Origin of the sequence: Pyxidicoccus xibeiensis, from assembly GCF_024198175.1 — a bacterium.
Taxonomy (GTDB): domain Bacteria; phylum Myxococcota; class Myxococcia; order Myxococcales; family Myxococcaceae; genus Myxococcus; species Myxococcus xibeiensis.
The window spans coordinates 806,728-825,636 of sequence record NZ_JAJVKV010000003.1 but is presented as its reverse complement, the minus strand read 5'-3'; the positions used below and the strand labels follow the sequence as shown (position 1 = coordinate 825,636).

The 18,909-nt window shown below is 70.4% G+C and carries 16 protein-coding genes; 10 read left to right on the top strand and 6 right to left on the bottom strand.

Going from position 1 to position 18,909, the window contains the following annotated elements; translation table 11 throughout:
* The first annotated feature begins 72 nt into the window (after nucleotides 1–72).
* From LXT23_RS16240 to LXT23_RS16225, 4 genes are all read left to right on the top strand, one after another.
* On the top strand, nucleotides 73–3,321 hold the full coding sequence (locus LXT23_RS16240) for a TonB-dependent receptor (RefSeq protein ID WP_253981063.1): 3,249 nt from the start codon (nucleotides 73–75) through the stop codon (nucleotides 3,319–3,321).
* 36 nt (nucleotides 3,322–3,357) lie between these two features.
* Complete coding sequence (locus tag LXT23_RS16235) at nucleotides 3,358–4,152, top strand: hypothetical protein (protein ID WP_253981062.1); 795 nt, start codon at nucleotides 3,358–3,360, stop codon at nucleotides 4,150–4,152.
* 115 nt (nucleotides 4,153–4,267) lie between these two features.
* Nucleotides 4,268–5,827 (top strand): radical SAM protein, encoded by a 1,560-nt coding sequence (locus LXT23_RS16230; protein ID WP_253981061.1) that lies wholly within the window; start codon nucleotides 4,268–4,270, stop codon nucleotides 5,825–5,827.
* Nucleotides 5,828–5,919: 92 nt separating this feature from the next.
* A complete protein-coding gene (locus LXT23_RS16225) occupies nucleotides 5,920–6,831 on the top strand; it encodes a hypothetical protein (RefSeq protein WP_253981060.1) in 912 nt (303 codons plus the stop codon).
* A gap of 65 nt (nucleotides 6,832–6,896) precedes the next feature.
* Here the strand turns inward: LXT23_RS16225 and LXT23_RS16220 are convergent, their stop codons facing one another.
* Together LXT23_RS16220 and LXT23_RS16215 are read right to left on the bottom strand one after the other, a co-directional pair.
* Entirely contained in the window at nucleotides 6,897–7,505 is a 609-nt protein-coding gene (locus LXT23_RS16220; protein WP_253981059.1) for a hypothetical protein, read from the bottom strand.
* A 4-nt stretch (nucleotides 7,506–7,509) separates the two neighbouring features.
* On the bottom strand, nucleotides 7,510–8,148 hold the full coding sequence (locus LXT23_RS16215; protein ID WP_253981058.1) for a DUF4920 domain-containing protein: 639 nt from the start codon (nucleotides 8,146–8,148) through the stop codon (nucleotides 7,510–7,512).
* An 89-nt stretch (nucleotides 8,149–8,237) separates the two neighbouring features.
* Between LXT23_RS16215 and LXT23_RS16210 the strand changes: the two genes are divergently transcribed.
* Both LXT23_RS16210 and plsY read left to right on the top strand, forming a co-directional pair.
* Nucleotides 8,238–8,669 (top strand): DUF2752 domain-containing protein, encoded by a 432-nt coding sequence (locus LXT23_RS16210; RefSeq protein WP_253981057.1) that lies wholly within the window; start codon nucleotides 8,238–8,240, stop codon nucleotides 8,667–8,669.
* 10 nt (nucleotides 8,670–8,679) lie between these two features.
* Nucleotides 8,680–9,258: a glycerol-3-phosphate 1-O-acyltransferase PlsY gene (plsY, locus tag LXT23_RS16205; protein ID WP_253981056.1), complete on the top strand. Its 579-nt coding sequence runs from the start codon at nucleotides 8,680–8,682 to the stop codon at nucleotides 9,256–9,258.
* Here the strand turns inward: plsY and LXT23_RS16200 are convergent.
* From LXT23_RS16200 to LXT23_RS16190, 3 genes are all read right to left on the bottom strand, one after another.
* A complete protein-coding gene (locus LXT23_RS16200) occupies nucleotides 9,175–10,431 on the bottom strand; it encodes a THUMP domain-containing class I SAM-dependent RNA methyltransferase (protein WP_253981055.1) in 1,257 nt (418 codons plus the stop codon). The genes plsY and LXT23_RS16200 overlap by 84 nt on opposite strands.
* Nucleotides 10,432–10,509: 78 nt before the next feature.
* The gene (locus tag LXT23_RS16195) at nucleotides 10,510–10,794 is read right to left on the bottom strand and encodes an antibiotic biosynthesis monooxygenase family protein (protein ID WP_253981054.1); all 285 of its coding nucleotides are present in this window, start codon (nucleotides 10,792–10,794) and stop codon (nucleotides 10,510–10,512) included.
* 106 nt (nucleotides 10,795–10,900) lie between these two features.
* Complete coding sequence (locus LXT23_RS16190) at nucleotides 10,901–13,993, bottom strand: FtsK/SpoIIIE family DNA translocase (protein ID WP_253981053.1); 3,093 nt, start codon at nucleotides 13,991–13,993, stop codon at nucleotides 10,901–10,903.
* 259 nt (nucleotides 13,994–14,252) lie between these two features.
* Here LXT23_RS16190 and LXT23_RS16185 point away from each other — a divergent pair, with 259 nt between their 5' ends.
* The 4 genes from LXT23_RS16185 to gatB are packed head-to-tail and all read left to right on the top strand — an operon-like array spanning nucleotide 14,253 to nucleotide 17,845.
* Nucleotides 14,253–14,588, top strand: coding sequence for a TFIIB-type zinc ribbon-containing protein (locus LXT23_RS16185; RefSeq protein WP_253981052.1), 336 nt, complete (start codon nucleotides 14,253–14,255; stop codon nucleotides 14,586–14,588).
* A gap of 12 nt (nucleotides 14,589–14,600) precedes the next feature.
* Nucleotides 14,601–14,888 (top strand): Asp-tRNA(Asn)/Glu-tRNA(Gln) amidotransferase subunit GatC, encoded by a 288-nt coding sequence (gene gatC, locus LXT23_RS16180; protein ID WP_253981051.1) that lies wholly within the window; start codon nucleotides 14,601–14,603, stop codon nucleotides 14,886–14,888.
* A 20-nt stretch (nucleotides 14,889–14,908) separates the two neighbouring features.
* Nucleotides 14,909–16,378: an Asp-tRNA(Asn)/Glu-tRNA(Gln) amidotransferase subunit GatA gene (gene gatA, locus LXT23_RS16175; RefSeq protein WP_253981050.1), complete on the top strand. Its 1,470-nt coding sequence runs from the start codon at nucleotides 14,909–14,911 to the stop codon at nucleotides 16,376–16,378.
* A gap of 24 nt (nucleotides 16,379–16,402) precedes the next feature.
* Nucleotides 16,403–17,845, top strand: a complete 1,443-nt coding sequence (gatB, locus tag LXT23_RS16170) for an Asp-tRNA(Asn)/Glu-tRNA(Gln) amidotransferase subunit GatB (protein ID WP_253981049.1) — start codon at nucleotides 16,403–16,405, stop codon at nucleotides 17,843–17,845.
* Here the strand turns inward: gatB and LXT23_RS16165 are convergent.
* Nucleotides 17,820–18,896 (bottom strand): carbon-nitrogen hydrolase family protein, encoded by a 1,077-nt coding sequence (locus LXT23_RS16165; RefSeq protein ID WP_253981048.1) that lies wholly within the window; start codon nucleotides 18,894–18,896, stop codon nucleotides 17,820–17,822. The two genes, gatB and LXT23_RS16165, sit on opposite strands and share 26 nt — an antisense overlap.
* Between the last annotated feature and the right edge of the window lie 13 nt (nucleotides 18,897–18,909).

Here is an 18,909-nt window from a genome sequence, read left to right as displayed (position 1 = left end):
ATTGACAACTGCCCGACCTCGGATATTTTCCCGAGTCATTTTCGGTTGCAGCCCACCTTGGAGGGGTATGGTATGCACTTGAACCGAGTGCTCCGGGAAACCGGAGTTGTCCTGGCCGCAGGTCTGCTTTATGGATCGGCGGCTTTCGCGCAGTCGAGCACGATGATCGGTACGGTCATCGACGCTCAGAGCCGGCAGCCTGTTCCTGATGTCGTCGTCACCGCGACCTCGCCCAACCTTCAGGGTGAGCAGACCGTGGTTACGGACGGACAGGGCAACTACCGTATTCCCCAGCTTCCGCCGGGTGTGTACACCCTGCGGTTCGAGAAGGAGCAGTTCAAGCCGTACGCCCGTTCGGACGTGCAGCTGCGTCTGAACCGCACCATCCGCGTCAACGTGGAGCTCCTGCCGGAGTCCCTCGGTGAGGTGGTGGAGATCGTCGGCGCCCCGCCGACCATCGACGTCGGCTCCACGACCACGGGCGTCAACGTGGATCAGGAGTTCATCAAGCGCATCGCCGTCGCGCGTCCGGGCGGAAAGGGCGGCGCTGCCCGCTCCTTCGAGTCCCTGGCCGAGCTGGCGCCTGGCGCCCAGAACGACCAGTACGGCGTGTCCATCAACGGCGCGACGTCTCCTGAGAACGGCTACGTGGTGGACGGCCTGTCCACGAACGACCCGGCGTATGGCGTCAACGCCAGCCCGCTGAGCATCGAGTTCGTGCAGGACGTGAACATCATCACCGGCGGCTACATGCCGGAGTTCGGTCGCTCCACGGGCGGCGTGATCAACGCGGTGACCCGGTCGGGCTCCAACGAGTTCCACGGCTCCGTGTTCGCCAACTGGACGCCGGGTACGCTGGAGGGTGAGCGCAAGCTGGTCCGCGAGGAGGGTACGGTCATCACCGGCCGTAACGCCCTGCAGAACCTCGGCGACTTCGGCGCCACGCTCGGCGGTCCCATCCTCAAGGACAAGCTGTGGTTCTTCGCCGGCTTCGCGCCGTCGTTCACCCGCTACCAGCACACCCGCGCGCTCAACGCGCTCCAACTGGATGCGAACGGCGACCCGATCCGTGACGACGCCGGCTTCACGCAGGCGAACCTGATCCCCGGTTCCGAGCGTCAGTACTACGCGGACTCCCGCGCCCTGCAGTACATGGGCAAGCTGACGTACCTCATCAACCAGGACCACAACGTGTCGTTCGCGCTGAACGGCACCCCGTCCAGCACGGGCGGCCTGGGCAAGCTGACCCTGGATCCCCGTACGGGCCTGCTGCCGGGCGCGCTGACCTCGCGTCCTGGTGACTTCGGCCTGACGGAGAACACCGCCAACACCACGTCGCTCGGCCTGAAGTACGCCGGCGCGTTCATGGACAAGAAGGTCCTGGTCGACGCGAACCTCGGCTGGTTCCACCAGACGGCGTCCACCCTGCCGGGCGACGGTAGCAAGCTGGGCTCCACGACGGGCCTGGCCGGCTACTCGCGCATGTCCTACTTGAACGAGCGCAACCTCACGGTGTTCGAGGCCCTGCCCGCCGGGCAGGAGGGCGTGTGCGACCCGTACTTCCGGGAGAACGACCCGGCCACGGACGAGGACGATGAGGTCATCCAGCGCTGCCCGGTCACCGGGTACGCGGTGGGCGGCCCGGCCTTCATGAGCGACGCGAAGCTGGACCGTTACCAGATCAACGCGAAGGCCACCTACCTGCTGAACGCGCTCGGCACCCACGTGCTGAAGGCTGGCGTGGACACCGAGTTCCTGGTGTACGACCAGACGAAGGCCTACGGCGGCGGCGTCTTCTACCAGGAGGGCGTGGACTACCTCGGCAACCCCGGTGCCGTGACGGACTTCCGTCGCTACGGGTACCAGACGGGGCCGGACACGCCGATCACCCAGCTGACCCAGCAGGCGAAGTCCACCAGCACCACGGTGGGCGGCTTCGTGCAGGACTCCTGGTCCATCGCGAACCGCGTCACGCTGAACCTCGGCGTGCGCTACGACGTGCAGGCGATGTACGGCGGTGACGGCGAGCTGGCCCTCATCCTCGGCAACCAGTGGTCGCCCCGCCTGGGCGCCATCGTGGACCCGTTCGCCAACGGCCGCGCCAAGTTCTTCGTGAACTTCGCCCGGTACTACGAGCAGGTGCCGCTCAACCTCCTGGACCGCGCCTTCCCGGGTGAGCGCCGCTACAGCGCCCGCCGCGTGCTGGCCGAGCCGGGTGACCCCGAGGGGACGGGCGGTTGCGACCCGTCGAGCCGCGCGAGCCAGGAAGGCGCGTGCCGCGAGACCCGCAACGTCATCGAGAACCCGGAGAGCAGCCGCAGCCCGAACCGCTTCTACACCGGTGGCAAGGTGGAGAACGAGCCGGTGGACCCGGACATCGAGCCCCAGTCGTCCGACGAAGTGGTCGTCGGCGCTGAGTACGAGGTGCTGGCCAACACCCGCGTGGGTGCGAGCTACACCCACCGTGACATGGGTGCGGTCATCGAGGACATGAGCCGCGACGGTGGTAACTCGTACTTCCTCGGCAACCCGGGCAGCGGCTTCGCCAAGGAGTTCCCGACGCCGGAGCGTAACTACGACGCCGTCACCGTCTACCTGAACCGCACGTTCGCGGACGGGTGGCTGGCCCAGGGTAGCTACACCTGGTCGCGCCTGTACGGTAACTACCCCGGTCTGTTCCGCCCGGAGACGGCGCAGCTCGACCCGAACATCCTCTCGGACTTCGACCTCATCGAGCTGCTCGAGAACCGCACGGGTCTGCTGCCCTTCGACCGCACGCACGCCATCAAGGTGTTCGGCGCGAAGGAGTTCAACCTGACGAGCGCGCTGTCGGCGAGCGTCGGCGTGAGCTACCGCGGCAACTCCGGTACGCCCATCAACTACTACGGCGCGCATGACGCCTACGGCACGGACGAGTCCTTCGTCCTTCCCCGTGGCGCCGGTGGCCGGACCCCGTGGATCAACACCATCGACTCCAACATCGGTGTGAACTACCGGGTCAGCAAGGACAGCGTCGTCTCCTTCACCCTGGACGTCTTCAACCTGTTCAACTTCCAGGGCACGGACCAGGTGGACCAGACCTACACGGTCCTCAACGTGCGTCCCATCCCGAACGGTTCGCCGAGCCTGCTCGACAACCCGGTGGGCAACGTCGACTGGCAGGAGGGTTCTGAGCGCCGCATCGACACCGACGGCGACGAGGAGCCCGACACGGACGTGCCGTTCGGCACGGTCGAGGGCGACGTGAACCGGAACTTCAAGAACCCGAGCCGCTACCAGGCGCCGCGTCAGGTGCGCTTCGGTATCCGCTACACGTTCTAATCCCAGGTCATCCACAGAATCGGATCTCAAGCCACAATGACCAAGAACATCCTCAAGACCACGCTGGTGGTCCTCGCCGCCGGCAGCATGCTGGCCGGTTGCGACCTCGAGCAGCCCGAGGCTCCCTGCTTCGTGCAGGACGCGGGCAACTGGTACGCGAAGTACGACCTGGTTTCGGAGCCCCGGACCGCGGCGGGGGCGGCGTGCACCGTCGTTCCGCCCATCGCCGAGCGTCTGGGTATCTACAAGTTCGTCGATCCCGAGAAGCCGAACGAGCCGATCATCACCATCCGTCCGGCAGGCCTTGCCGGTCTGGGTGCTCGGGATTCGGGTCCTTCCACCCGTCAGACGGCCACCGGCCAGCTGGCGACGGAGCCCGATGCCGATGACTTCTGCTCGGGTAGCAACTTCTCGGTCGCCACGGTGGACGCCGCCGTGGTGCCTGCCGTGCCGGACAACCCGGCCACGACCGCGAACGAGGCTCGTCCGGCGGTGCCTGCGACGACCATCACCTACGAGTTCAGCAACGTCCGGGTGTACTCGGCTCCCAGCTCGCCGGGCACGCAGATGACGGGCGAGCTCAAGTACACGCGTGATGGCTGCACCTCGACGTACGTCATCCGGGCCATCTGGCCGGCGGCTGCCTGCATCCAGGGCACCACGGAGCCTGCGACGAACTGCGGCAACGGCTCTGGCCTGAACCCGGACTTCGCGGCCGAGTGCGCGCCCATCGCGAACTGCGGCCTCACGCAGCGCCAGATCGACGACGGCTACAACGGGTGCTGCGTCGCCTCGAAGACGATTCCGTCGTTCGTCGACGCTGCTGAGTAGTCCATAGCCGAGCACGCCACCTCCGGGTGGCTCATCGCGGCCCCGGCAGCCCTCCCTCATGGGAGTGGCGACCGGGGCCGCGGTGTTTACAGAGCTGTACCCTTACTGGAGGCGCATGGAGGGCCGTTACTCACTCGTTGACCACGTCCGGACGCTGCTGGCGGACGAGGAAGGCACGCTCTACAAGGCGGCGTCCTTCCGTGTGGCCCTCTGCTACCCGAGCCCCTACCACGTGGGCATGAGCTCGCTCGGCTACCAGGCCATCTACCGCGAGGTGCATGCGCACCCAGGCGCCACCGCAGAGCGCGTCTTCCTCCCGGATGACGTGGAGGCCTTCAAGCGCACGCGCACCCCGCTGTTCACCTGGGAGTCGCAGAACCCCGTCTCCAGCTTCGACATGCTGGCCTTCTCCGTGGCCTACGAGCTGGAGCTGACGGGGCTGTTCACCCTCCTGGAGATGGCTGGCTTCCCGCTGCTGGCCGAGGAGCGCCGCGAGGGCGGCTACCCGCTGGTGGTGGCCGGAGGGCCGCTGACGTTCTCCAATCCGGATCCGCTGGAGCCCTTCGTGGACGTGCTCGTCCAGGGCGAGGCGGAGGACCTCATCCACGTGCTGGTGGAGACGGCCTCCACCATGGAGCGCGAGGCGGCGCTGGCGCACCTGGCGCGCATCCCCGGCTTCCGGGTGCCTGGCAGGGGAGGTGCCCGCTACCACGTCGCCAAGGCGACGGACGGCCGGCTGCCGGCCCGCTCTCAAATCGTCACCCCGCACACCGAGCTGCGCTCGATGTTCCTCATCGAGCCGGAGCGGGGCTGCTCGCGGGGCTGCCACTACTGCGTCATGCGGCGCACCACCAACGGCGGCATGCGGACGGTGCCTCCGGAGCGCGTGCTGTCGCTCATCCCCGAGCATGCGCGGCGCGTGGGCCTGGTGGGGGCCGCGGTGACGGACCACCCGCGCATCGTCGAGCTGCTGCGCACCATCGTCGACTCGGGCCGTGAGGTGGGGGTGTCCTCGCTGCGCGCGGACCGGCTGACCCAGGAGTTGGTGGATCAGCTGCGGCGGGGCGGGGCCACCAACCTGACGGTGGCGGCGGACGGGCCCTCCCAGCGTCTGCGGGACATGGTGGACCGGAAGCACTCCGAGGAGCAGATCATCCGGGCCGCCGGCTTTGCCCGCACGGCCGGGATGAAGCAGCTCAAGGTCTACAACGTGGTGGGGCTGCCGACGGAAGAGGACGCCGACATCGACGAGCTGATCCGCTTCACCGCCGACCTGTCCCGCATCCTCCCGGTGGCGCTCGGCGTGGCCCCCTTCGTGGCCAAGCGCAACACGCCGCTGGACGGGGCCCCCTTCCTGGGCATCCGCGAGGTGGAGAACCGGCTGGAGCGCCTGCGAAAGGGCCTCAGGGGCCGCGCCGAGGTGCGGCCCACGTCCGCCCGGTGGGCCTGGGTGGAGTACATGCTGGCCCAGTGCGGCCCGGAAGGCGGACTGGCGGCCATGGACGCCTGGCGGGCGGGGGGCACCTTCGCCGCCTGGAAGCGCGCCTTCGAGGCCCGGGGCTGCGAGCCCTACCTCGCCCGCAGGGTGGAGGACGGGCGGCGCAACCCCGTCCTCTGGCCCACCGTCCCCAAGCTGGCTCCCCCGGAGGCCGCCCCTCCGGCGTCCGCCGCCTGACGCGGGGTGCGACACCGCGTGCACGTCCGCCCCCGCTTCCGCTAGAAGGCCGCTGGCGCCGATGGCCGGCGTCCAGGGCAGCGGAGAATCGTGTGAGCACGCAGCGAGTGGACAAGGCGTGGCAGCAGAAGGGCCTGAAGGAGTACTCGACGGAGGCCCTGCTCGGGACGCTCGGCCACTATGGGCTTCCCGTGAGCGAGGAGGACTTCCGCCAGCTGGCGGAGAAGTCCTTCCCGCTGGGCATCGCCCAGCAGTGGCGGGCGAAGTGGAAGGGCACGGGCCCCTTCAAGGACTTCGCGGTGGCGGCGGCCGTGGAGCTGTGGCGCCGCTGGCTGCCGGACCGCGTGGCCCCCATGGAGCTGACGGACACCCTGGGCGGGCTGATGCAGGCGCTGGCGCAACTGCTCAACGGCCAGACGGACGCGCCGGTGGGGCCGGCCTTCGAGAAGATGACCGCGCTGCGCGCCCGCATGCCGCTGGATGAGCGCGGCGCCCCGCAGGAGCTCTTCATGCGCGAGGCCCTGGCGCCCTTCACGGAGAAGCAGGCCGAGGTCTTCGACAGCCTCGCCGAGGCGCTGGCGTCCTCGGGCCACGTGGCCCACGCGGAGTCCTTCGCCGACGTGGAGGAGTTCTTCCTGCCGGACCGCAAGGGCATCTCCCGCGCCATGGTCCGCGCGGCCCGCGGCGAGCTGCGCGACGCCACGGACGACCTGGTGAAGCTCACCCAGGACACCTCTCGCACGCCCATTGCCCGCCTGCTGGCGGTGGATGGCCTCATCCACGTGAAGGCGAACGAGCAGGCCGGCATGGCCGCCCGCGCGCTGCTGGAGCAGGCGGAGCAGGGCGGTGACCTGCACCTCGCGCTGGACCTCGTCCCGCGTCTGGAGCACGTCTACAAGGCCACGAACGACCGCGTCGCGCTGCTGGACCTGATGCGCATCTCCGAGCGCCTGGAAGCGGCCCACGACAAGATCCACCCGGGCCACCGCCGCCACCGTCACTGAGGCCCGAGCGCCCTCCCTGCCGGGCGAAGGCGTGGCTCTGGAGACGTCCGCCCGGCGCGCGCCGTTCAGCCCAGCGCGTCGGGTCCTCCGCCTTCCTCCTTCGCGGTGGGAGGCGGGACGGCGGCCTCCAGCGCAGGCGCCTCCTCCGCGTCCTTCCCCGCGCTGGCCGTGCGCTTGAGCGGCACGCGGAGCACGCCGGGCACGCCCTCGGCCACGTCCCGCACCGGCACCACCGCGCCCACCGTCGTGTAGCGGATGGCGCCCGTCTGCGTGAAGGCGTGCTTGAGCGAGTACTCCTTCGCGCGGGGGAGGAACCACTCGCGCGCGGCCCGCATGGGCAGCACGTGCAGCTCGCCCTGCGAGAGGAAGACGTACACGAGCAGGTCCGCGCCGCTGTAGAGGAAGCAGCCCGGGGTGTCCTTCTCCAGGTTGGACACCAGCTCGAAGAAGTAGCGGCGGCGGGTGGCGTTGCGGTCGCCCTTCACCTCGATGCCGCGCACCTCTCCCGAGGGCAGCTCCCAGAGCAGGTCCACGCCCCGGTGCTGGAAGCGCGGGTCCGCCTGCACGTCGTGCACGCGAGAGCCCGGCTCCGTCTGCAGCAACCATGCGCGGGCGTGCTGGACGGCGCGGTCCGCCGCGCCCTGCACGCCCCGCATGCTGAAGCTTCGCGCCATGCAGTTACCGGCGCAGCTCGACGCCCGTGGCCACCAACTGCACCTCGCGCGGCTTGCCGTCCGTGCCGCGCGGGACGATGGCGCCCTCGGACTCGTAGTGCTTCGCGCGGCTGTCGCTCAGCTCGGCCAGCTTCAGCACGCCCTCCACCCGCGCCTGCGAGCCGGCCGAGTCCAGCGGGACGAAGAAGCCGTAGTCCTTGAACGTCACGCGCACGCCCGGGCCCTTGTCCTTGCCGCTGGCCGCCAGCTCCATCCAGCAGCCCTTGGCCTCGCACGCCTTGCGCACCGTGCCCTCGAGCAGCACCGTCTTGCCGTCGTGCGCCTGGGGCTTGGCCAGCACCTCGGTGAGCTTCACCGCCGGAGCGCCCTTGAGGGGCTCGCCCCGCGTGAGCTTCCAGCCGTCGTTGGCGGGCGCCGCCGCCGGAGCGGGCGTCGTCGCGGCCGGAGCAGGGGCCGCGTCCTTCTTGGTGGCCGCCGGCGCGGAGGCCAGGACGGGCTGCACCTCGGCCTTGGCGGCCTGGGGGGCAGGCGGGTGGTGACAGTCAGGCTCGGCCTTGGCGGCCTTGCCGGACGACTTGTCACCCGCGAGCGCGAGCATGGGAACAGCGACCAGCAGCATCAGGGACGTGCGGAGCGAGTTCATGACCCGTACGCTTAGCCAGAAGTCCTTGCCCCGGCAAGCCGGCACCCGTACTAGAGTGCACCTGTCTCCCAAACGCCGGTGAGGCGCGCATGAAGGTCATCGTCCCTCCCCGCAATCGTCGCTTCGGCACCGTGGATGCCCTCGGGCTGGCCGGCATCCTGGGCCTGCTGGTGGCCCGCTACATCCCGATTGCGCGAATCATCCCCTTCTGGGGCTGCGTGCTGCGCGAGCAGACGGGCTGGCCCTGCCTCGGCTGCGGGCTGACGCGGGTGGCGGACCGGGTGTCCCACCTCAACTTCGTGGGTGCCTGGGAGGCCAACCCGCTGGGGACGGTGGCCGCCATCCTGTTCGCCCTGGCGGGGGTGGCCATGGTGCTGCACCTGGTCTTCGCCGTCCCCATCCCCGAGGTCCGCCTGTCGCCCCGGGAGTGGAACGTGGTGCGGGTGGCGATGCCCATCCTCATCGTCGTCAACTACGCCTACGTGGTGGTGAAGACGCGCTTCCCCCACGTGCTGCTGTAGCCTGTCCTTCGTGTCATACGCGCTCGTCGTGCTGGGCTACCTCGCCGGCTCCATCCCCTTCGGTGTGTTGCTGACGCGGTGGCTGCGCGGCGTGGACGTCCGTCAGCAGGGCAGCGGCAACATCGGCGCCACCAACGTCACGCGCGTGGCGGGCAAGAAGCTGGGCGCGGTGGTGCTGCTGCTGGACGCCCTCAAGGGCGCGCTGCCGGTGGCGCTGGCGCTGCGGCTGCTCCCGGGACAGCCCGTGGTGCACGTGCTGGTGGGCCTGTCCGCGGTGCTGGGCCACGTCTACCCGGTGTGGCTGCGGCTGCAGGGCGGCAAGGGCGTGGCGACGGCACTTGGCGTGCTCGTGGTGCTGGTGCCCCTGGCGGCGCTGGCCGGGGCCGCCGTGTATGCCGTCATCTTCGCGGTGTGGCGGGTGAGCTCGCTCGGCTCGCTGGCGGCGGGCGCCACGGCGGTGGGCACGTCGGCCTTCACCGCTCGCGCCACGGAGTACGCCGGCCTCTCAGCCGTCCTCTTCGCCCTCATGCTGTGGACGCACCGGAGCAACATCGGCCGGCTCGTGCGGCAGACCGAGCGGCGCTTCTGAGCCTGCCCCGGTCCGCGGCTCGCCGCCGCCGCCCGGAGCCCGGTAGCCCAGCAGCGTGCAGGCGATGGGGCCATTCCACATGTCCCGCTTCGCCCAGGGGCGCGCATGGAAGGCGCTCTCGAAGGCCGGGTTGCCGGAGAGCACCCACACGCGCCAGCCCGGCACGCGCAGCGACTCACCCAGCTTGTAATAGAAGCTCTTCATGCCCTTCTGCCCGCCCGAGCCTCCAATCCGGTCTCCGTAGGGCGGGTTGGTGATGAGCAGGCCGCCACGCTCGGGCAGCGGCGGGAGCTTCGTCGCGTCGCCCTCGGCGAGCTGGATTTCCTCCGACAGCTTCGCCGCCCGCACGTTGCGGCTGGCGGCCTCCAGCGCCTCCGGGTCCTTGTCGAAGCCCAGCAGCGCCACCTCCACCTTGCGCTCGTTGCGCCGTGCATCCGCGCGCATGTCGGTGAGCAGCTCGCGCGCCCGCGTGCCCAGTCCCGGCCAGCGCTCCACCGCGAAGTCGCGGTTGAGGCCCGGGGCCCGCCGCCGGGCGATGAGGCCCGCCTCGATGAGCAGCGTGCCGGAGCCGCACATGGGGTCCACCACGGCCTCTTCCCCGGTGTAGCTGGCGGCGCGCAGCAGGGCCGCGGCCAGCGTCTCCTTGAGGGGCGCTTCCGTGGGGCGCACGCGGTAGCCCCGGCGGTGCAGGGGCTCGCCGCACAAGTCCAGGGAGAGTGACAGCGTCTCGCGCGCCAGGTGCGCCACCACGCGCACGTCCGGGTCTCGGGTGCTCACGTCCGGCCGGGCGCCCTCCACGTCGCGCATGCGGTCGACGATGGCGTCCTTCACCTTGAGGGCCACGAAGCCCGAGTGGCTGTGCTCGCTGTCCTTCAGCGTGGCATCCACCGCGAAGGTGGTGTCCGGCGTGAGGTGCTCCTCCCAGGGGATGCTGGCGGCGGCTTCGTAGAGGCCCTCCGCGCCGTGGGATTCGAAGGCGCCCAGCGGGTAGAGCACGCGCATGGCGATGCGCGACCAGAGGGCCACCATCAGGGCCTCGTCGAGCGTGGCCATGAAGCGCACGCCGCCGCGGTCCTGGCGGATGCGGCGCGCGCCGAGCTCCTTCAGCTCGTCGGCGAGGAGGTCCTCGGTGCCGCGAGCGGCGGTTGCGAAGAGGGCAATGCGTTCAGCCATGGGACACCGCCCTTAGACGACATGGGGCCGCTTGGGAACCGGCAACGCGCCTCATGTGCCCACAACCTCCCGGGCACCTCATGTGCCCACCACTTCATAGATGGCGAAGGTGGCGCCCTCCTGCTCGGCGCTCGCCGCCTTCGCGCGCTGGAAGTCCGCGGACTGGAAGTAGGCCCGCATGGACTCCCGGTCCCTCCAGCGCGTCACCAGCAGCAGCTCCGGCGAGCGCTCGAAGGAGCGCAGCACCTCCAGCCCCAGGAAGCCGTCGTAGGCATCCACCTGCCGGGTGCGCTCCTGGAAGCGGGCGACCAGGCGGTCCGCCTCCTCGGGGGCGGGGCGGAAGCGGGAGATGGCGACAATCATGGACACGCGCCTCGCGAAATGAGGCGGGGGCGCCCGGCCCGGACGACCGGAACCGGGGCGCCCCCGTGAGAAGAACCGCCAGGACGCCAGCCCCGTTCCCGGGGGGCTACATGGCTCCGGCGCCGGGCATGTCGCCCACGCCCCGGATGAGCACCTCGCGGGGCTTGGCGCCGTCGGCCGCGCCCACCACGCCGTCGCGCTCCATGCGCTCAATCATGCGCGCCGCGCGGTTGTAGCCGATGCGCATCTTGCGCTGGAGCATGGAGATGGAGACGGCACGCATCTCGCTGACCGTCGCGAGCGCCTGGTCGTACAGCTCGTCGGACAGCTCGTCCTCCTCGCCGCCGCCGCCTTCGCCTTCTTCGTCGCGCGGCTTGAGGATGGACTCGTCGTAGACGGGCTTGCCCTGGGCCTTGAGGTGGTCCACCGCCCGCTTGATTTCGTTCTCCGACACGAAGGCGCCGTGCACGCGCTGCAGGTGCGCGCTCGTGGGCGGCATGATGAGCATGTCGCCCATGCCCAGCAGGGCCTCGGCGCCCACCGTGCCCAGAATCGTCATCGAGTCCGGCTTCGAGCGCAGCATGAAGCTGACGCGCGTGGGGAAGTTGGCCTTGATGACGCCGGTGACGACGTCGGTGGACGGACGCTGCGTGGCGACCATCAGGTGGATGCCGGACGCACGCGCCATCTGCGCCAGGCGGGCCACGTACGTCTCCACCTCGCGGCTGGCCACCATCATGAGGTCCGCCAGCTCGTCGATGATGACCACGATGTACGGCAGCTTCTGGCGCTGCTTCTTCTCCTTCTCGCCAGCCGCGTCCGCGGCCAGGCCCTCCTCGGAGTCCTCCGGCTCGGCCTCCACCTCGGGCACCTCGGCGGCCTCCTCGGACACCACCGCCTCCCGCATGTCCTCGTCGTCGTCCCTCGGCGCGGCCACGCCCATGCCCTCGCCGCCGGAAGAGGCGGACCCGGGCGCATCCAGCACCAGCACGTTCTTGGGCTTGGACTTCTTCTTCGGCGCGGGCTCGGAGTCCTTCACCTCGACGGCGGTGCTCTCCACCAGCTTGTTGTAGCCGGCGATGTTGCGCACGCCGGCCTCGGACAGCAGCTGGTAGCGGCGCTCCATCTCCTCCACCGCCCAGCGCAGCGCGAGCGCCGCCTTCTTCGGGTCCGTCACCACCGGCAGCAGCAGGTGGGGGATGCCCTCGTAGACGGAGAGCTCCAGCATCTTCGGGTCCACCATGATGAAGCGGACCTCCTCCGGCGTGGCCTTGAGGAGGATGCTCATGATCATGGAGTTGACGGCCACCGACTTGCCGGAGCCCGTCGTACCGGCGATGAGCAGGTGGGGCGCCTTGGCCAGGTCGAGGACGTACGGCATGCCCTCGATGTCCTTGCCCACGCACATGGTCAGCTTGCTGGCGCCCTTGTTGAAGGCGTCCTGCTCGGCGATCTCCTTGAGGTAGACCGTCTCGCGGTCCTTGTTCGGGACTTCGATGCCCACCACGCCCTTGCCGGGGATGGGGGCGACGATGCGCACGCGCATGGCCTCCATGGCCATGGCCAGGTCGTCCGCGAGCGAGGCAATCTTGCTCACCTTGATGCCAGGGCCCGGCAGGAACTCGTACATGGTGACGACGGGGCCGGGGCGGATTTCCACCACCTCACCGACGATGCCGAAGTCCGCCAGCTTCGCGCGCAGCTTCTCCGCGGTGATGAGGAAGGCGTCCTTGTCCAGCGCGGTGCGCTCCTGCCGGTCGCACTCGAGCACGTCGAGCGGCGGCAGCGAGAAGCTCTTGCGGTCGCCCACGAACTCGAACTGGTCCTGGCTCTTCTTCGCTGTGGGCTTGGGCGGGGCCTTGGGCTCCACGATGAGCGGCATGCGCGCCAGCGCGGACGCGGGCGCCGGGACGATGGCCGCCGGGGCCGCGGCGGGGGCAGCGGGCGCCACCGGAGCGGCGGCGAGGGGGGCCGCCACCGCCGGAGCGGGCGGCTCGGTGTCCACGGAGCGCGAGGCGGCCAGCGCGGCGGCGGCCACCGGCGGTGTGGAGGCCGAAGGGCCGGTGACGATGTTCGGCTGACGGCGGCGCCCACGCGGCGCGAGCTCGGCGTCCTCCGTGCCCACGGGACGGGGCTCGGGGGCGAGGAAGGACGCGGCCCAGGCCGGGTCCGCGCCAGGGGCCGGACGCTTCTCCGCACGGACGGGCGGCTTCTCGGTGATGGCGATGGCCGCCCCGGGCGGCAGCGAGTCCTCCTCGCGAGGAGCGGGCAGCAGCCGCTTCTCCAGCTTCTCCGCCTTCTCGCGCTCGCGGGCCTCCTTCTGGGCCTGCTTCGCGGCGGCGGCCTGCTCCTTCTCGTTCTGCTTCGCCAGGCGCACGGCCTCCTCGGCCATGGCCTCCGCCTCGGCGGCCTCGGCCTCGGCGGCGAGCCGCTCGGCCTCGGCGAGCTCCTCCTCATCCGCCTCGATTTGCGCGAGGAAGGCGGCCTCCTCCTCCTTCTCCTGCGCGGCGCGCTCCTGGCGCTCCTTGTAGGCGACCTTCTGCGCCTCCCAGAAGACGTGGAAGGACTCGGACAGGCGGCGGCCCAGCACGCACAGCCCGGCCCAGGCCAGCGAGCACAGCTTGAGGAAGGTGTACTGCGTGCCGACGATGAGCGCGGCGGCGCTCACCGCGGTGACGAGGATGACGGTGCCGACGGTGGAGAACAGCCCCTCCAGCAGGCCGCCCAGCCCGGCGCCCAGCGCGCCTCCCGGCGGGTGTGCCCAGCCCTTGTCCCCGGCGAACATGAGCTGCGCCAGCACGGAGACGCTGACCGTCATCAGCACCAGGGCGACAACCTGCGCCCCCCGCTTGCGCTCGCGGTTGCCCACGAACAGCACCATGGCCGTGTAGAGGCCCCCCATCGGAATGAGGTAGGCACACACGCCCAGCAGTCCCCGCAGGGACTCCGCGATGAGGTGGCCCATCGGGCCCACCGCGTTGCGGAAGCCCGGACCCACCCTGTCCTTCGCATCGAACGTCGCGACGGACAGCAGGGCCAACAGGGATGTGGCCAGCAGGAACACGCCGGTGATGGCCCGCCCGGCGACACCCCCGCCCGAGCCAGCCTTCATCCGCTTGTCCGCCAGCTGCCTTCGCCGCGTCGCGATTTCCTGCCGGGACAGCACAGCCTTCTCCGCCCGACCCTTCTTCGCCGTCATGACCGTCTTCCCTCTGCGCGTCTCAGCCGCGTAGCGGGCTGTAGCAATGCCCGCCGCGAGTGTAGGGAGGGAGGGGGAGCGGTCAATTTTCCAGCAGTCCTCCCAGGGGAATCCCGAGGGGAGCGAGGGGAAGCGGAAGGCAGCGGACGGGGCGCCTACATTTCGGCTGCGCACCTTCCTGGAGCGGGTATGGTGCCCCCATCAGCGCCGCCCGGACGCGCCGCGTCGCGGGGTGGCTGGAATTCTGCGGAGGAGCACCATGGCTGACGCCCGTACCGACAAGCCGTCTTCCACCGAGGAGGAGTACTTCGCCCGGGAGGAGATTGAGAAGAAGCGCAAGCTGGCCCTGCAGCAGGCCGCCGAGACTGCGACGAAGCAGCGCGAGGAGCTGAAGCAGCTGCACTGGATGAAGTGCCCCAAGTGCGGCATGGACCTGCAGACGCTGAAGCAGGGCAACGTGGAAATCGACACCTGCTTCAACTGCCACGGCGTCTTCCTGGACGCGGGCGAGCTGGACCAGCTCGTGAAGCAGCACGGCCACGAGGGCAGCGGCAAGGTGATGGGCGCCGTCCTCAACCTGTTCAAGAAGAAGTAGCCCCCCTCGTCCATGGCCCTCACGCTCGAGCAGGTGCGCCACGTGGCCACGCTGGCGCGGCTGGCGCTGACTCCGGAGGAGGAGCAGCGCTTCGCCACGCGGCTGTCGGCGGTGCTGGACGCGGTGGCGCAGCTCCAGGCGCTCGACGTGGAGGCCGTGGAGCCCACCTCGCACGCGACGCTCGCGGCCTCGCTGCTTCGCGAGGACGCGACGCGGCCGTCGCTGCCGCCGGAGAAGTCCCTGGCCAACGCGCCGGCGAAGTCGGGCACCAGCTTCGCCGTGCCGAAAATCATCGAGTAGCCCCGGAGGCTTGCCGTTCCATGCAGCTCACGGACCTCACGATGCTGGAGCTGGCGGCGAAGCTGGCCGCGGGGGCGGTCTCCTCCGAGGAGGCCACCCGCGCGTGCCTGGAGCGCATCCGCCAGGTGGACCCGAAGGTGCGCGCCTTCCTGCGCGTGGACGAGGACGGCGCCCTCGCCGCCGCCCGGGCCAGCGATGCGCGCCGCAAGGCGGGCAGCCCCGCCAGCCCCCTGGACGGCGTGCCGGTGGGGCTCAAGGACCTCTTCCTCACCGAGGGCGTGGAGACCACCGCCGGCTCGCGCATCCTCGAGGGCTTCGTGCCGCCCCTGGATGCCACGGTGGTGCGGCTGCTCAAGGAGGCGGGCCTGCCGCTGGTGGGCAAGCTCAACCTGGACGAGTTCGCGATGGGCTCGTCCAACGAGTCCAGCGCGTACTTCCCCAGCCACAACCCGTGGGACGTGACGCGGACGCCGGGGGGCTCGTCGGGTGGCTCGGCCGCGGCGGTGGCGGCGCGCGAGGTGTTCGGCGCGCTGGGCACGGACACCGGCGGCTCCATCCGCCAGCCCGCGGCCTTCACCAACACCGTGGGCCTGAAGCCCACCTACGGCCGGGTGTCGCGGTACGGCGTCATCGCCTACGCCTCGTCGCTGGACCAGCCGGGCCCCATGACGCGCACGGTGGCGGACGCGGCGGCGCTGCTCCAGGTCATCGCCCGGCATGACGCGCAGGACTCCACGTCCGCGGCGGTGGAGGCGCCGGACTACTCGGCGGACCTGGAGGCCGGCGTGCGGGGCCTGAAGCTGGGCGTGCCGCGTGACTACTTCACCGAGGGCATGGACCCGGAGGTGGAGGCGTCCGTGCGCGCGGCGCTGGCCGAGTACGAGCGGCTGGGCGCGACGCTGGTGGACGTGTCGCTGCCCCACACGAAGTACGCGCTGGCCACGTACTACCTCCTCGCTCCGGCGGAGGCGTCCAGCAACCTGGCCCGCTACGACGGCATCCGCTACGGCCTGCGGGCCAGGGACGCGCGCGGGCTGAAGGAGCTGTATGCCCAGACGCGCGAGCGGGGCTTCGGGCCGGAGGTGAAGCTGCGCATCATGCTGGGGACATACGCGCTGTCCGCCGGCTACTACGACGCCTACTACCTGCGCGCGCAGAAGGTCCGCACCCTCATCCGCGAGGACTTCACGAAGGCCTTCCAGCAGGTGGATGCGCTGCTGTCGCCCACCTCGCCGGTGCCGCCCTTCAAGCTGGGCGAGAAGGTGGACGACCCGCTGTCCATGTACCTCATGGACGTCTACACCCTGCCGTGCAACCTGGCGGGCCTGCCCGGCCTGGCCGTGCCCTGTGGCTTCACGAAGGCGGGGCTGCCGGTGGGACTCCAGATTCTCGGGCGGCCCTTCGACGAGGCCCGCCTGCTGCGCATCGCCCGCGCCTTCGAGCGCGAGCACGACTTCTTCCGCCGCGCCGCGCCCCTCCAGGGTGCGTAGCGGTGCCGCACTGGTGACTCCGCCATGCCCGTGAGCGATTTCCAGCCCGTCATCGGCCTCGAGGTGCACGCGCAGCTCCTCACGAAGTCGAAGATCTTCTGCGGCTGCTCCACCGCCTTCGGCGCCGAGCCCAACCGCAACACGTGCCCGGTGTGCCTCGGCATGCCGGGCGTGCTGCCGGTGCTCAACCAGCGCGTGGTGGAGTTCGCCGTGCGCACCGGCCTGGCGCTGGAGTGCACCGTCAAGAAGACGAGCATCTGGAGCCGGAAGAACTACTTCTATCCGGACCTGCCCAAGGGCTACCAGATTACGCAGTACGACCAGCCCATCTGCGAGCACGGCCGGCTCGTCATCGACACGCCGCAGGGCGAGAAGGTCATCCGCGTCCGCCGCATCCACATGGAGGAGGACGCGGGGAAGAACGTGCACGACGCCGGCGGGGGCCAGAGCCTGGTGGACCTCAACCGCGCGGGCGTGCCGCTCTTGGAAATCGTCAGCGAGCCGGACCTGCGCGACGCGGACGAGGCGGTGGAGTACCTCAAGGCGCTGCGCGACGTGCTCGTGTACCTGGGCGTCAACGACGGCAACCTGGAGGAGGGCAGCTTCCGCTGCGACGCCAACGTGTCGGTGATGCCGAAGGGCTCGTCCACGTATGGCCAGCGCTGCGAGCTGAAGAACCTCAACTCGTTCCGCTTCGTGAAGCAGGCGGTGGAGTACGAGATTGCCCGGCAGGTGGACGTCATCGAGGGCGGCGGGAAGGTGGACCAGGAGACGCGCCTGTGGGACGTCAACAAGGGCGTCACCCGCTCCATGCGCAGCAAGGAGGATGCGCACGACTACCGGTACTTCCCGGAGCCGGACCTGCCGCCCCTGCACGTGAGCGACGCCGCCATCGACGCGGCCGCCCAGGCCCTGCCGGAGCTGCCCCGCGCGAAGCTGACGCGCTTCATCAGCCAGTACGGGCTGCCGGAGTACGACGCCCGCATCCTCACCGCCGAGCGCCCGCTGGCCGACTTCTTCGAGGCGTGCGCGGCGCACTACCCGGACGCGAAGAAGGTCTCCAACTGGTTCCTCGGCGAGCTGATGCGCCTGTTGAAGGAGGAGGGCACGCCGCTGTCCGCGCTGCGCTTCACCCCGGTGCAGCTGGCGGAGCTGCTGGGCGCGGTGGACAAGGGCACGGTGTCCGCCAACGCGGGCAAGGACGTGCTGGGCGAGATGTTCCGCACCGGCAAGGCCCCCGCGGACATCATCGCGGAGAAGGGCTTGGCGCAGGTGAGCGACACGGGCGCCATCGAGGCGGTGGTGGACGAGATTCTGGCGAAGAACGCTGGTGAGGCGGAGAAGTACCGCGCGGGCAAGACGCAGGTGTTCGGCTTCTTCGTGGGCCAGGTGATGCGGGCCATGAAGGGCAAGGGCAACCCCGCCCTGGTCAACGAGCTGCTCAAGAAGAAGCTGGGCGGGGCGTAGGCACCGGCACGGTGGCGAGGAGCACGTCCTCGCCCCGGGGATTCGCCGACTGCGCGAGCACGCGCACCTCTCCGGGGGCCGGGCGCTCCAGGATGAGCGAGGGGGCCTCGAACGTGTTGTCGAGGAAGCCGCCCACGAGCTGCGGATTCACCGCGTAGCGCACCCGGGTGAGCGCGCGGAGCTGGGTGTAGAGGCCCTCGTTGAACCACTGCTCGCGGCGCAGCTGGGACTCACCCGCGTCGTTGAAGGCCCAGGGCGCGTCCCAGGCCCAGGCGTTGGCGGAGGGCTGCGCGATGACGTCCACGCCGAGCGCGTCCAGGTACTGCGCGCAGGGGACGAACCACGGTTCGTTGGAAGTGTGCGGCTCGCGGAAGCCGTCGTAGCAGACGAGCGTCCCCAGCGTGCCGAAGGGCGTGGGCAGCACGGGCAGGTCCTCCGGGCGTCCCGGGCTGAGGTGCAGCACGTCCTCCTGCGTGGGCACCAGGTTCACCTTGCGCGTCACCGCCACGCAGCGCCCCTCTGGCGAGAAGGTGTAGCTGGTGTTGTAGGTGCGCGCGCCGTCAGGCTCGAAGTCCGGGGTGTCCGGCCCCAGGCGGCTCGCGGGGAGCAGCGCACTGCCCGCCACCACCCAGAGGCCGTAGTCCCTCGCGATGCCGGAGAAGGTCTCCCACATGGCCCGGTGGACCTTCGGCGAGAGCGCGGCGTAGAGGCACTCCTCCATGGAGGGTGGCCGGAAGCGGCGCCAGGTGCGCCACAGGGCGCGCCACTCGGCCAGGGCCACGCGCGTCATCGCACGGGTCGTCGTCCGACAGCGCCGCACCCGGGACAGGTGGCCCATGAGTCCCAGCGCCGCGCCCACCATCTCCGGCCATACCGCGAGGGCGGGGTAGAGGGGCCTGCCCGAGGCGTCCCGGGCCCGCAGCGCGTCCACCCGCGCGGCCAGGGCCCGGTGGCGCGCGGCGAAGGCCGCCGGGGAGGCATAGTCCTCCAGCGAGACACGGGGTTGGACGGCGAAGAGCTCGACGTGGGTGGCGGGTTGGAGGACGTCCACGGTGGGGACCCAG

Bases quoted from the DNA above. Each gene is read 5' to 3' on its own strand.
- LXT23_RS16240 (WP_253981063.1), top strand. From the start codon at position 73: ATGCACTTGAACCGAGTGCTCCGGGAAACCGGAGTTGTCCTGGCCGCA.
- LXT23_RS16235 (WP_253981062.1), top strand. From the start codon at position 3,358: ATGACCAAGAACATCCTCAAGACCACGCTGGTGGTCCTCGCCGCCGGC.
- LXT23_RS16230 (WP_253981061.1), top strand. From the start codon at position 4,268: ATGGAGGGCCGTTACTCACTCGTTGACCACGTCCGGACGCTGCTGGCG.
- LXT23_RS16220 (WP_253981059.1), bottom strand. From the start codon at position 7,505: ATGGCGCGAAGCTTCAGCATGCGGGGCGTGCAGGGCGCGGCGGACCGC.
- LXT23_RS16215 (WP_253981058.1), bottom strand. From the start codon at position 8,148: ATGAACTCGCTCCGCACGTCCCTGATGCTGCTGGTCGCTGTTCCCATG.
- LXT23_RS16210 (WP_253981057.1), top strand. From the start codon at position 8,238: ATGAAGGTCATCGTCCCTCCCCGCAATCGTCGCTTCGGCACCGTGGAT.
- LXT23_RS16200 (WP_253981055.1), bottom strand. From the start codon at position 10,431: ATGGCTGAACGCATTGCCCTCTTCGCAACCGCCGCTCGCGGCACCGAG.
- LXT23_RS16195 (WP_253981054.1), bottom strand. From the start codon at position 10,794: ATGATTGTCGCCATCTCCCGCTTCCGCCCCGCCCCCGAGGAGGCGGAC.
- LXT23_RS16190 (WP_253981053.1), bottom strand. From the start codon at position 13,993: ATGACGGCGAAGAAGGGTCGGGCGGAGAAGGCTGTGCTGTCCCGGCAG.
- LXT23_RS16185 (WP_253981052.1), top strand. From the start codon at position 14,253: ATGGCTGACGCCCGTACCGACAAGCCGTCTTCCACCGAGGAGGAGTAC.
- gatC (WP_253981051.1), top strand. From the start codon at position 14,601: ATGGCCCTCACGCTCGAGCAGGTGCGCCACGTGGCCACGCTGGCGCGG.
- gatA (WP_253981050.1), top strand. From the start codon at position 14,909: ATGCAGCTCACGGACCTCACGATGCTGGAGCTGGCGGCGAAGCTGGCC.
- gatB (WP_253981049.1), top strand. From the start codon at position 16,403: ATGCCCGTGAGCGATTTCCAGCCCGTCATCGGCCTCGAGGTGCACGCG.